The organism is Rheinheimera gaetbuli, from assembly GCF_054781935.1.
Genome location: NZ_BAAGTL010000028.1, coordinates 255,146 through 268,500, shown reverse-complemented (window position 1 = coordinate 268,500; position 13,355 = coordinate 255,146). Strand labels below are relative to the sequence as shown.

Below are 13,355 nucleotides of genomic sequence, written 5' to 3'. Positions count from 1 at the left end.
TTTATGCATGACAATAATAAAAAAGCCGAGACCCTGTGTATTCACGCTGGTAAAGAAAAAAATCAACACGGTACTTTAGCTACACCGTTATATCAGACCTCCACCTTTATTTTTGATAACGCTGAGCAAGGCGCTGCCCGCTTTGCCGGTGAAGCTGAGGGTTATATTTACACCAGGCTGGGTAACCCTACCACCCGCGAACTGGAGCTGAAAATTGCCGCGCTGGAAGGCATGGCAGATGCTGCAGCCACGGCAACCGGCATGGGCGCCGTAGCCGCCAGTACGATGGCGTTTTTGCAACAGGGCGATCATCTTATCGCCAGTAAAGCCATTTATGGTTGTAGCTTTGCGTTGTTTAACCATATGTTTGCCCGTTATGGTATTGATGTCAGCTTTGTTGATATGACAGACCATGCGGCAGTGGAACAGGCTGTTAAACCGAACACCAAAATGTTGTTTGCTGAGACGCCGATTAACCCGAATATGGTGGTGCTGGATCTAACCTTTTTGGCGGATTTTTGCCGCCGGCACCAGCTGATTTCTGTTATCGATAATACGTTTATGACGCCGTTGCTGCAAAAGCCGGCTGACTATGGCATCGATATTGTGATCCACAGTGCCACTAAATACCTGAATGGCCATGGCGATGTTGTTGCCGGTCTTATCGTGTCTGATGCTGAAACAATAAAAACCATTAAACTCACCACGTTAAAAGACATGGGGGCGACCATTAGCCCGCATGATGCCTGGCTGATTATCCGTGGTTTAAAAACGCTGTCGGTAAGGCTCGAGCGCCATTGCAGCAATGCGCAAGCTGTCGCCGAATTTTTGCAGGCGCATAGTGCCGTGCGCGAGGTGTATTACCCGGGCTTACCGTCGCACCCGGGCTTTAAGTTTATTGGTACTCAGATGAAAGCTGCCGGCGGCGTGCTGGCATTTGAGCTCAATGCCAGCCTCGATGACAGTCGCTTTTTTATTAACCAGTGCCAGTTACTTAGCCTGGCCGTCAGCCTGGGCGACGCCGAATCGCTTATTCAGCATCCGGCGTCGATGACACACAGCCCGTACACGGCAGAAGAGCGGCAAATGGCGGGTATCAGCGATGGTTTAATACGTGTGTCTGTTGGGCTGGAGCATATCGAAGATATTATTGCTGACTTGGAGCAGGCACTCCATCGCATGATCGACAAACAGCAAAAATCAGACGAACAGCAGTAGCAATATATTGAACTTAGACTAATTTTAATGAGACGCGGCTGATTGCGTCGGTATTTGAATGCGAAGGATAACTATGAAAACGATAAAAACCTGTGTTGTATTGTCCGTGGCACTGTTGATGGGCGCCGCGAATGCTGAAACCGAGCAGGAAGTGGTGTATTCCACCGAGGCCTATTGTTTATTGAGTAATGAAGGTGCCGCGCCTAATTATTTGGCAGCTTATGCGAAAAAGCTGGGAATGACGCCATCACGCGCCATCTGTAATCATTTTAAGCAAATTGTCGAGGAAAGCCGGCCTAAAGACTGGGACTACGCTGGTGGCCGACCTTATCCGGGTAGTGTTATCCGTTTGTCGAAAAGTCAGATTGAGTTATTAAAAGCCAGTAAGACCGCCAAGCAATAACGGCAACCCCAGGCAAAGTAGCAGCCTTGTGTTGCTGCTTTGCGTTGTTTTATCCAACGCTGTAACCCATTCTTTACGCCTTGAGCCTGAACAAAATCTGATGACAGATTAACAGCTGCATCAGTATCGCTTAGTATCCGCGTTAACTAATTGTCTGCTGCTAAAAATATTACTAACAATGCGCGGATAAGCGGGACACTCCCGTACCACCAATTATTCAACAGGTTGTTTATGAGTAAGTCGAGTAAATATGTATCCCGTCAGTCTGACGAGTATGGCGTTATTGCCTGGTCAGACGAGGAAAACCAAATTTGGCATGAGCTTATTACCCGTCAGCTGAGTGTTATTGAAGGCAAAGCGTGTGATGAATATATGGCCGGCCTAGAAAAGCTGCAGTTACCCACTGACCGTATTCCGCAATTGGAAGAAGTCAGCAAGGTGTTGCGCGCTACCACCGGCTGGGAATGTGCGGAAGTGCCTGCATTGATAAGCTTTGATAAGTTTTTTGAACTGCTGGCAAATAAACGCTTTCCGGTTGCTACCTTTATTCGAAGTCGGGAAGAATTTGATTATTTGCAAGAACCGGATATTTTCCATGAAATATTTGGCCATTGCGCGATGCTTACCAATCCGGCTTTCGCCGAGTTTACCCACATTTATGGCAAGTTGGGCCTGGCAGCCAGTAAACAAGACCGGGTGTACCTGGCAAGGTTATACTGGTTTACCATTGAATTTGGCTTGCTAAACACCGACAAGGGGCTGCGTATTTATGGTGGTGGCATTTTATCGTCGCCAGGTGAAACGACCTATGCACTGGAGTCTGATGTACCTGAACGGAAAGCCTTTGATGCGGTAGACGTGCTACGCACTCCTTACCGTATCGATATTATGCAGCCAATTTACTTTATGATAGAGCGTATTGACCAGCTGTTTGATATTGCCCATCTGGATATGATGGCATTGGTTGAGCAAGCCAAAACGCTCGGATTACATGCACCGAAATTTCCCCCAAAAGAAAAACAAGCAAGTTAGGATTACAGAATGTCTGAATTAAAAGCAATGCAATGTGAAGCCTGTCGCGCCGACGCGCCTAAAGTATCTGATGCCGAATTACCTGAATTAATGCGCCAGATCCCCGACTGGACGCCAGTAGCCCGCGATGGTATTTTGCAATTGGAGCGTGAGTTTAAATTTAAAAACTTTAAGCTGGCATGGGCGTTTCACAGTAAAGTAGCTGAACTGGCTGAAGCTGAAGGCCACCATCCGGCGTTGTTGCTGGAATGGGGTAAGTTAACCGTGACTTGGTGGTCGCACTCAATTAAAGGTTTGCACAAAAATGATTTTATCTGTGCAGCGAAAACCGATTCACTGCTGGTTGGTTAAATTACGTTATTGTTGAAGCTAAGCTGCCAGCAAATGGCAGCTGTGTTGTTTTAATCTTCCCGCTATTAGTCGCACCAAGCTGCATATCACCGTATTTGTTCACATATCTTTACAAAACAGCTGGTCTGTTATTAGCATAATACCGTATTATGCTGCTCATTATTATCGTGCGGAACTTTTGCCTATATGCGATTAGAAATTCAATGTCAGAACCGGCTTGGGCTGGCGCAGGAAGTGTTAAATGTATTGGTAAGCTATCAGCTGGATCTGCGTGGGATTGAGGTTGACCCCAGTTTGGGGCGAATGTATGTATCGTTTCCGACGTTAAATTTTGAGAAGTTTCAGGAACTGATGGCAAAAATGCGTCGCATTGCCGGCGTGGAAGATGTAAAAACCACAGCCTTTATGCCGTCAGAGCGTGAACATAATGAACTGTCTACCTTGCTAAAAACCTTGCCTGATGGCCTTATTGCCATTGATATTAAAGCGAATGTTACGGTTATCAATGATGCGGCATTAGAGGTTTTGGCGGTTGCTCATGAAACCATAGCCGGACAATCCTTACAGGGAATGGTAAAGGGGTTTAATTTTCAGCGCTGGTTAGAAGGCGATGACGTATTGGCGCAGACACGAAGGTTGGAAATACACGGCAAGCGCTTTGTCGCTGATATTTTACCGGTAATGGTGCCGGATGAAACCGGCCATGAAATTCTGGCCGGTGCGGTTATCAACTTAAAATCTGAAAGCCGGTTGGGCCAGCATATGGTGGCCTTTAAAAAAGGCGATCAGGAAAGCTTTAATACTCTGCAAGCACACAGTAATTTAATGCGTAAAGTTGTGCGTGAAGCGAAAAAAATGTCACAGCTTGATGCGCCTATTCTGATTGTGGGGGAAACCGGCACCGGTAAAGAATTGCTGGCGCGCGCCTGTCATGCCGCGAGCAGCCGTTCTGGCAAACCTTTTTTAGCCCTAAACTGTGCGTCATTGCCTGATAATGTGGCCGAGTCTGAACTGTTTGGTTATGGTAGCAATGCCTTTCCTGGCAGCACCGAAGGTAAAAAGGGGATTTTCGAGCAAGCCAATGGCGGTACGGTATTTCTCGATGAAGTCGGTGAGATGTCGCATTCATTACAAACCAAGTTGATCCGCTTTTTGCAGGACGGCAGTTTTCGCCGTGTCGCCGATGAGAATGAAGTAAAAGTGGATGTGCGGGTGATATGCACCACGCAAAAAGATTTACCCGGTATGGTTCAGGAAGGCAAATTTCGTGAAGATTTATTCTACCGGCTGAATGTACTGACGTTGGCGTTGCCGGCGCTGCGAGAGCGTAAGCAGGATGTGCTGCCGCTGGCTGAGTTCTTTATCGCCCGTTTTGCGGCGCGGCTGGGCCGCAAGGCACCGAAACTGACCGACAACTGTGCGAACTTTTTACAGAATTATCCCTGGCCCGGCAATGTGCGACAGTTAGAAAATGCACTGTACCGCGCTATTACACTGCTGGAAGGCTTTGAGCTGGATAAAGAACATTTGCAATTACCAAGCTACAACAACGATTTTGGTTACTTAGAGCAGGACTTTGACGGCACTCTGGACGAAGCGGTAAAACGCTTTGAAGCTAACCTGTTGCGTAAGTTATTTCCGGCTTACCCCAGCTCGCGTCAGTTGGCGAAAAAGCTTGGTTTAAGCCATACCGCTATCGCCAATAAACTGCGTGATTACGGTATCAATCGGAAGAGTGTAAAAATTTAACTACACTTTGTGCGTAAAACTGTACTAGTGCTGGGCTGCCAAAGCGATTTGGCGGCCCTTTTTGATCGTATTTCCGCAGAAGTTGAATTTCGTAGCGCCAACTTTACAAAATCAGTTGTCAGGGGCTTCAATGCTGTCGTGTGCCGCCCTCTTCCTTTTTTTTTCCGCTGGCGCATCATAGCGCCATCGAAGACGTAGCAGGGAACAAACTGATGTTAGATAAAATAAACCCACTGGGCACTGATGGTTTTGAATTTGTTGAATATACCGCCGCAGATGCTGATGGCATTCAGAAATTAAAAGATTTATTTCATTCGCTTGGTTTTACTGAAGTGGCCAAGCACCGCTCTAAGCAAGCCTGGTTATACAAACAAGGCGATATTAATTTTATTGTTAACGCTGAGCCAAACTCGCAAGCGGAAGAATTTGCCCGTGAGCACGGCCCCAGCGTGTGTGCCATGGCCTTTCGGGTAAAAGATGCTGCCCATGCGTTAAAACATGCGGTTGCTAATGGTGCTAAAGAATATAAAAACCAGATTGGCCCGATGGAGCTAAATATTCCGGCCGTATACGGCATCGGCAGCAGCTTGCTGTACTTTGTTGACCGTTATGGTGCCAGCAGCGTATATGACATCGACTTTAAATATTACGATAACTGGCAACTGGACATGACCAAACACGGTGTTGGTCTGGAAGTGCTGGATCACTTAACTCACAACGTGATGCGCGGCAATATGAATGTCTGGGCCGGCTTCTATGAGAATATCGGTAATTTCCGTGAAATTCGTTATTTTGATATCGAAGGCAAGTTAACCGGGCTGGTGTCAAAGGCGATGACAGCGCCGTGCGGTAAAATCCGCATTCCGATTAACGAATCCTCTGATGATAAATCACAGATTGAAGAGTTCATCCGTGAATACAAAGGTGAAGGTATTCAGCATATTGCCCTGACTACGGAAAATATCTACGAAACGGTGCGCACGTTGCGGAACCGTGGTATGGATTTTATGCCAACGCCAGAGACCTACTATAACAAAGTAAACGACCGGGTAGTGGGCCATGATGAAGATTTAGACCAACTGCGTGATTTACGAATTCTGATCGACGGTGCACCGATGAAAGACGGCATTTTGCTACAAATATTTACCAAAACGGTAATTGGCCCGGTGTTCTTTGAAATTATCCAGCGTAAAGGCAACGAAGGTTTTGGCGAGGGTAACTTTAAGGCACTGTTCGAGTCTATCGAAGAAGATCAAATCCAACGCGGGGTGTTAAGTAATGCGTAAATGGGCATCGTTTCCGTTAAAGGAGGGGGATGTATCAAGACAGGCGCACGCAGATTTTCCTGAGCAGGCGATATATGAGCGTGAAACCGGCCGCAGTGGTTTTTTTGGCCCGGCCACGCACTTTCATCACCTCCATGCGCCAACCGGCTGGACCGACTGGCAAGGGCCACTGCGGCCTCACCTGTTTAACTTTAATGAGGTTGGTGCAGATAACACTAACTCGCCATGGGCAGTGCCGGATTTATTGTTTAACGCGCATTGTAAAATGCGCACCTGGCGCCTTAAAGACAATATGAGCAAGTTGGTGCGCAATGCCGACGGGGATGAGCTGTTGTTTATCCACGAAGGCAGCGCTGATTTGTATTGTGACTTCGGCCATATGACAGTGCGTGATGGCGATTACATCGTGATCCCACGCTCTACCATGTGGCGTTTAGAGCCAAAAGAACCGATGTTTATCCTGTTGATAGAAGCCACCAACGACAGCTATCAGCTGCCGGAGAAGGGCTTGGTAGGTAACCATGCTATTTTTGACCCGGCTATGCTGGATACGCCAAAAATTGATGATGTTTTCAAAGCACAATACAGCGAAAGCCAGTGGCAGGTGGAAGTAAAACGTCATGGTCAGGTGTCGGTTATAACCTATCCGTATAATCCGCTGGATGCCATTGGCTGGCACGGCGATTTAGCAGTAATGCGCATTAACTGGCGTGATATCCGCCCGTTAATGAGCCATCGCTATCATTTACCACCGTCGGCGCACACCACTTTTGTCGCGCAGCGTTTTGTGGTGTGTACCTTTGTGCCCAGGCCGATTGAAAGCGATCCGGGGGCATTAAAAGTACCGTTTTATCATAACAATGACGATTATGATGAAGTGCTGTTTTACCATGCCGGTGATTTTTTCAGCCGCGATAATATTGAAAAAGGTATGGTGACCTTCCACCCTGCCGGTTTTACCCATGGCCCGCACCCGAAAGCTTTTGCGGCCGGGCGTGAGTACAAAAAGAAGTTTACCGATGAAGTAGCGGTAATGCTGGATACCCGCGATGCGCTGGAAATGGGCGAAGCGGCGCTGGCCACAGAGAACCCGGAATACGTTAACAGTTGGAAAGTAGCTCCACAGCAGGCAAAGGAATAACCATGAAGTTAGCAAGTTTAAAAAATGGCAGCCGCGATGGCTTGCTGGTAGTCGTTAGCCGTGATTTAAGCCGCTGCGTAGCCGTGCCGGCAATAGCAAGCACTATGCAACAGCTACTGGATAACTGGGCACAGTTAAGCCCTAAGCTTAACGAAGTGTACGATGCACTGAACAGCGGTAAGGCTGATGGTGAAATGGCGTTTGAGCAAGGCCAGTGTGAATCACCTCTGCCACGTGCTTACCAGTGGGCCGACGGCAGCGCTTATGTTAATCATGTCGAGCTGGTACGCAAAGCGCGTAACGCTGAAATGCCACCAAGCTTCTGGACCGATCCGCTTATGTATCAGGGCGGCTCTGATGACTTTATCGGCCCGCGTGACAACGTCGAAGTGGTCAGCGAAGACTATGGCATTGACTTTGAAGGTGAAGTCGCGGTAATTACCGATGATGTAGCAATGGCGTGCAGTGCCGACGAAGCCCGCAGCAAAATCCGCTTGCTGATGTTGGTAAACGACGTGTCACTGCGCGGCCTTATCCCGAACGAGCTGGCCAAAGGCTTTGGGTTTTTCCAGTCCAAGCCGGCTTCTGCTTTCAGCCCGGTAGCGGTTACACCAGATGAACTGGGCGAGTACTGGCGTGATGGCCGTGTGCATCTGCCGTTGTTATCTACCTATAACGGTAAGCTGTTTGGTAAGCCCAATGCCGGTATCGATATGACGTTTGATTTTGGCCAACTGGTTGCTCACGCGGCAAAAACCCGCAATTTGGGTGCCGGTGCGGTTATCGGCTCCGGCACGGTATCGAATAAGCAGGGTACTGAGTATGGCACTGCGGTTGATGAAGGCGGCGTAGGCTACAGCTGTATTGCTGAAATCCGTATGATAGAAACCATTCGTGACGGTAAGCCGTCTACTGCTTTTATGAAGTTTGGCGATACTATCCGGATGGAAATGCTGGACGCGCAGGGCAACAGCATCTTTGGTGCTATTGACCAGCAAGTGGTGCAGTATAAAGCTTAAGCGATAGTAAGCGGATGCGGATGTACTTTTTTCTGCGACCGTTGAAGGCCCGGATGGCCTGACAAATTCGCCGGGAGCGAATTTGAACAGCGTCGCTGGCCGGAACGGTGAATTTCAGGGACGAAATTCATAAACGAGCCCCAGGGATGGGTTTACGGCGTGTCGCAGAAAAAATGTACGCAGCAGCTGCGAATTCAAAGCAGGGTATCTTAAGGATGACAATGAAACTCTACGGTTACTGGCGCTCATCTGCGGCTTATCGGGTGCGTATAGCACTGAATTTAAAACAGCTGAGCTTTGAAAATCTGCCGGTGCATCTGGTTAAAAATGGCGGAGAACAACACAGCGACAGTTATAAAGTGTTAAACCCGGCAGAGCTTGTACCAACATTTATAGATGGCGATATCAGCCTGAATCAATCACTGGCGATTATTGAATATCTGGAAGAGATGCACCCGGAACCCGCGCTACTGCCACAAGAGCCGGCTGCTAAAGCCAAAGTACGCGCATTGGCACTGGATATAGCCTGTGATATTCATCCGCTGAACAACCTGCGCGTATTGCAGTATCTTAGCGGTACGCTGGCGCTGACGGATGAGGCAAAAACCGCCTGGATCCAGCATTGGCTGCATACCGGCTTCAACGCGTTGGAACAACGCTTAACCTGCAGTGCAGGGCACTATTGCTTTGGTGATAGTCTAACCCTGGCTGATATCTGCCTGGTACCTCAGGTGTATAATGCGCAACGCTTTTCGTTGGATATGACAGCTTACCCCGTTATTGCTGCTATTCATCATCATTGTCAGCAGTTGGCTGCCTTTGCACTGGCTGCGCCTGAGCAGCAACCTGACGCACAATAGCTACTTTCAGCAGATGTCAGTCATGCGGCTGGCATTTGTCTTTCGTCATGTTTAGCTAGACGATTAGCTAATGTCACCTATGCTTATAAAAAAGTCGGGTTATCCTTGTGTGTTCTGCTAGCATCTTGGTTATACTGGCACTATTCTAATTAAGCATTTGCTCACGAAAAGGCGAGAATTATGAGTAATTTAATGGCATCGGTGAATCAGCGAACTAATCTGGTCGGACAAAACCGACTGGAGTTGCTGTTATTCAGGCTGCATGGCGATCAACGCTTTGGCATTAATGTATTCAAAGTGCGCGAGGTGATTCAGTGCCCTGAATTAACCGACATGCCTGGTTCGCACCCTTGTGTTCGTGGTATTGCTCATTTGCGGGGCGTTCCGGTTATGGTTATTGATATGAGCCAGGCTACAGGGGGCAAACCATTACAGGATCTAAAATCAGCTTATATTTTGGTAACGGAATACAACCGCAATACTCAGGGCTTTTTGGTTGGCGGTGTAGATCGTATTGTCAATCTGAACTGGGAGCAAATACAATCGCCACCTCAGGGGTCTGGCAAGTCGCATTATCTTACCGCGGTAACCGAAATTGATAAAAAGCTGGTGCAAATTCTTGATGTAGAAAAAGTCTTTGCTGAGATTTGCCCGGTTAATGAAGAAGTAAGCGAAAGTGTAAAACAGCAGGTGTCGACGGTAGACTTATCACAAATAACGGTATTGGTGGCGGATGATTCGGCAGTAGCACGTAACCAGGTAAAAAGAGCGCTGGCTGCGATAGGGGTTAAGGTAGAACTGGCTAACGATGGTAGTGAGGCGTTACAGTGGCTGATGAGAAAATCAGAGGAGCTCGGCGATAAGTTTGTACAGCAGATCCCTCTGTTGGTGTCTGATATCGAAATGCCGAAAATGGATGGTTATACTCTGTGCAGTGAAATTAAAGCTAACGAAAATTTGCGTAAAATTCATATTATTTTGCATTCGTCTTTAAGTGGCGTATTTAATCAGGCCATGGTAACTAAAGTAGGTGCTGATCAGTTTATTGCAAAATTTCACCCGGACGAACTGACGTCAGCTGTGCAAAAATGGATTAATGCCGGCTAATGCCTGCTGGTTTTTTTGCTAAGTGGTAGTTATGACGTTTGTTAGTTGTTAGTGGTACAGATGATGATATTTCGTGCTCCAAAAAGATGGTTAAATCGGGGGCTGCTTTATGCTGGCATATTTGGTGTTGTATTTCAGCTGTGTGCTGCGTTATTTATGCTATGGCATGGGGTGCCGTTTTATTCTGGTTGGTGGTTTACCTTGCTGGCTCCGGTGTTGTGTGTTGGCTCTGGTGTCGTGCCAGTGTTACAACTGCAGAAGGAACCCTTCTAGCGTCTTGGCTTAAACATGCCTTCTACTCTTACATCTTTAATACCCTTTTCGGTAAACAGAAAGCTTATTTGTCCGGGCCCTCGGCTAAAATGAAAGCGTTCGTCATTCAATTGCAAAATGAAATTACCCCTGGAGTTAGTTTCAGGATCCTGAAATAAACGCAAAGAATACTGTTCAATGTGTAGCTCGAACCCCAGCAAAGGTTCGTTAATGAAATCGGGCACCCAAACCTGTTTATCGTCTTGCAGTATCACGGACAGTGAATATTTTTTAGGGACAGTATGAACGTCAAGGCTATGACGGCCTACAATAAAACGATAAGTACCGTCCTGACGGAAAAAACTAAAGCCGAAATCGAATGCTTGCTGGCTGCCATTTTGCAGAAAAACTTTGCCTTCGCCAGCAATATCAAACTGCGCCTGCGCGGGCAATGTAAACAACAATGCTGCAAGCAGCCAGAGTTTCATTATGCTACTCCGTGTTATACCTGAGTAACGCCGACTATCAACTTCAGTTGTTGGCCCGGCTGTAGGTAGTTGTTGGTATCAATTTGATTCCATTTAACAATATCTGAAACGCTGACGCTAAAGCGTTGTGCTATGCGTGCCAGTGAGTCGCCTTTACGTACTTTGTAAGTAACAGTGCGGGAAATGCCAGCACTATGGCCGTCCGACTTGCTTTGCTCAACGATTACCAGCTTTTGCCCGGTCCGCAGAGGCGTGCGTTTTGCTATACCATTCCATTTTGTTAGTTGCTCTACGCTAACCTTATGTTCCCGGCTGATATCCCATAGGGTATCGCCTTGTTGTACAGTATAGGTCAGCTTATTGCCTGTTGTCTGTTGTTGTGCCCGTGCTACCCGATTTGCAGCACTTAGTTCATAGTCAGATTCGTCTGATGATGCGGTAGGGATAAGTAAATGCTGCCCCAAGCGAATAGTATGGCTATTTAGCTTATTTATACGCTGTATTGCATCAGTGCTGGTATTGTGTGCTTGGGCAATCTTGCCCAAAGTATCGCCTTTGGCAATAGTATAACGTTTAAAGCGTACCCAATTTTGGCTTGGCGTTTGGACCAGTTTTTGTTGGAACCCTGCCACGCTCTGTTGTGGCAGAGCAAGATAGTGAGGTCCGTCGGGATCTGTTGCCCACTGATTAAAGCCCGGGTTTAGTGCTTGTAACTCAGACACATTTAAACCTGCCATTTCTGCTGCTATAGCTAAATCAATTTGTGCCCCTACTTCAACCACGGTAATTTTGGGTTCGTTAGCAATAAATTTCCACACAATGTCAAAATCGTCAGGGCGTTTTAATATATCAACCAAAGCTAGTAATTTAGGTACATACGCGGTTGTTTCTGCTGGTAAATCCAGCGACCAGAAATCAGTAGGTAGCCGCTTTTGCTTGTTACGTTTAATCGCGGCTAATATACGACCCTCACCGGAGTTATACGCTGCTATCGCATTAAGCCAGTCACCTTCAAGCCTGTCATGTAAAAACTGCAGATAGTCTAGTGCGGCGCGGGTTGACGCTATAACATCGCGTCTGCCGTCATACCAAAAATTTTGTTTTAAACCAAAGCGCTTTCCTGTAGCTGGCATAAATTGCCACATTCCTGCAGCGGCTGCGTGAGAGTACGCAAAGGGATCAAAAGCGCTTTCTACTATCGGCAGTAGTGCCAGCTCAAGCGGCATATTACGTTTTTCTATCTCTTGTACAATGAAGTATAAAAAAGGTTGTGCGCGCCCGGCCACACGGTCCAGATAGGCCTGATGACGACTATAAAAATTTCGTTGCTCAACGATTGGCCGGGTTTGGGGCACGTCAAACGTCAGCTGTAATTGAATGCGCTGCCACAAATCTTCCAGCTCAGTTGCATCAGGTTTAGCTGCAGCGATGTCTGTAGCTTTCCCTGACCACAATCTTAAAGCAACTTGTTCTGCTGTTGCTGCGTGTTTATGAAAATCTGCCGGGGCCTTGGGGCTGGTTTCTACCGCCTGACTGGCGGCGTCTTCTTGCGTATTGGTACTAACACAGCCGGAGAGTAAAGCTACCATAACTGCAGCAGATAATCTTTTGAACATCACGTTATTCCACTTCTAAAAAACCAAATGTTACCTGTTCGGTAACTGATTGCAAGTTAACTGGTAAACTGATCTTTTGCCCGTCTGAGTGCAGTAAACAACGTCAGGGCAGAAAATTGCTGCCAGGCTTCTTGTAACGCTTTGTTATTACACCGTAAAAACGGATTAATCTGTTTTTCTTTTGCTAAAACAGCAGGCAATGTTGGCAGACCTTTCTGTCGTAAAGTCTGGCACTGTGCTGCATATTCAAGCAGATCTCTGTTATCTGGCTCTACAGTTAAAGCAAACCGGATGTTCGCTAAAGTGTATTCATGGCTGCAGTAAAGGCGGGTATCGTCCGGTAAGGCTTGCAACAATGTTAACGATTGCCACATTTGCGCCGGACTGCCTTCAAACAGACGACCACAACCAACGCTGAAAAGTGTATCGCCACAAAACAATACCGGAGCTGAATAAAACGCAATATGCCCTAAAGTATGCCCGGGAATGGCTGCAACGCTAAACTGGCTATCCAGTTTTGGTATTTTTACGATATCACCGTCACTAACGAGCTCGGTAAGGCCGGCAATTAAACCGCCTTCTGCTTTTGGTCCTATAACACGTACGCCAGGGAAGCTCTGCCGCAGTGCAGCTATACCGGCGGTGTGATCCCGATGGTGGTGCGTAATTAATATCGTGTCGAGTATTTTGTCGTTATTTGCCAGAAAATGCTGCACGGCTGCTGCATCTCCCGGGTCGATAATCAGACAATATGGCTTGTCAGGCTGACAGCAAGCCCAAATATAGTTATCCTCAAATGCTGGTATCGGTGTAATCTGAAGCATAATGATGTT

At 47.3% G+C, this 13,355-nt stretch carries 13 protein-coding genes; 10 read left to right on the top strand and 3 right to left on the bottom strand.

The features are described 5' to 3' along the window. The first annotated feature begins 3 nt into the window (after nt 1-3). From ACYVIC_RS17650 to ACYVIC_RS17605, 10 genes are all read left to right on the top strand, one after another. The gene (locus ACYVIC_RS17650) at nt 4-1,218 is read left to right on the top strand and encodes a trans-sulfuration enzyme family protein (RefSeq protein WP_460862070.1); all 1,215 of its coding nucleotides are present in this window, start codon (nt 4-6) and stop codon (nt 1,216-1,218) included. A gap of 73 nt (nt 1,219-1,291) precedes the next feature. After that, complete coding sequence (locus ACYVIC_RS17645; protein ID WP_460862068.1) at nt 1,292-1,621, top strand: hypothetical protein; 330 nt, start codon at nt 1,292-1,294, stop codon at nt 1,619-1,621. A gap of 231 nt (nt 1,622-1,852) precedes the next feature. Beyond that, entirely contained in the window at nt 1,853-2,653 is an 801-nt protein-coding gene (gene phhA, locus ACYVIC_RS17640) for a phenylalanine 4-monooxygenase (RefSeq protein WP_460862066.1), read from the top strand. A 9-nt stretch (nt 2,654-2,662) separates the two neighbouring features. Then, complete coding sequence (locus ACYVIC_RS17635) at nt 2,663-3,004, top strand: 4a-hydroxytetrahydrobiopterin dehydratase (protein ID WP_460862065.1); 342 nt, start codon at nt 2,663-2,665, stop codon at nt 3,002-3,004. A 186-nt stretch (nt 3,005-3,190) separates the two neighbouring features. Then, nucleotides 3,191-4,753, top strand: a complete 1,563-nt coding sequence (gene tyrR / locus ACYVIC_RS17630; protein WP_460862064.1) for a transcriptional regulator TyrR — start codon at nt 3,191-3,193, stop codon at nt 4,751-4,753. Nucleotides 4,754-4,965: 212 nt separating this feature from the next. Beyond that, a complete protein-coding gene (gene hppD, locus ACYVIC_RS17625; RefSeq protein WP_460862062.1) occupies nt 4,966-6,039 on the top strand; it encodes a 4-hydroxyphenylpyruvate dioxygenase in 1,074 nt (357 codons plus the stop codon). Then, on the top strand, nt 6,032-7,180 hold the full coding sequence (locus tag ACYVIC_RS17620) for a homogentisate 1,2-dioxygenase (RefSeq protein WP_460862061.1): 1,149 nt from the start codon (nt 6,032-6,034) through the stop codon (nt 7,178-7,180). Before hppD ends, ACYVIC_RS17620 begins: the two co-directional genes overlap by 8 nt. 2 nt (nt 7,181-7,182) lie before the next feature. Next, complete coding sequence (locus ACYVIC_RS17615; protein ID WP_460862059.1) at nt 7,183-8,199, top strand: fumarylacetoacetate hydrolase family protein; 1,017 nt, start codon at nt 7,183-7,185, stop codon at nt 8,197-8,199. Between the two features lie 215 nt (nt 8,200-8,414). Then, a complete protein-coding gene (maiA, locus tag ACYVIC_RS17610) occupies nt 8,415-9,059 on the top strand; it encodes a maleylacetoacetate isomerase (protein ID WP_460862057.1) in 645 nt (214 codons plus the stop codon). Between the two features lie 180 nt (nt 9,060-9,239). Beyond that, the gene (locus ACYVIC_RS17605) at nt 9,240-10,166 is read left to right on the top strand and encodes a chemotaxis protein (RefSeq protein ID WP_460862056.1); all 927 of its coding nucleotides are present in this window, start codon (nt 9,240-9,242) and stop codon (nt 10,164-10,166) included. Between the two features lie 269 nt (nt 10,167-10,435). Here the strand turns inward: ACYVIC_RS17605 and ACYVIC_RS17600 are convergent, their stop codons facing one another. The 3 genes from ACYVIC_RS17600 to gloB form a co-directional block, all read right to left on the bottom strand. Beyond that, nucleotides 10,436-10,906, bottom strand: coding sequence for a hypothetical protein (locus tag ACYVIC_RS17600; RefSeq protein WP_460862054.1), 471 nt, complete (start codon nt 10,904-10,906; stop codon nt 10,436-10,438). 14 nt (nt 10,907-10,920) lie between these two features. Continuing rightward, nucleotides 10,921-12,495, bottom strand: coding sequence for a LysM peptidoglycan-binding domain-containing protein (locus ACYVIC_RS17595; protein ID WP_460862053.1), 1,575 nt, complete (start codon nt 12,493-12,495; stop codon nt 10,921-10,923). Nucleotides 12,496-12,578: 83 nt separating this feature from the next. Next, nucleotides 12,579-13,346 (bottom strand): hydroxyacylglutathione hydrolase, encoded by a 768-nt coding sequence (gene gloB / locus ACYVIC_RS17590; RefSeq protein WP_460862051.1) that lies wholly within the window; start codon nt 13,344-13,346, stop codon nt 12,579-12,581. Nucleotides 13,347-13,355 lie beyond the last annotated feature (9 nt).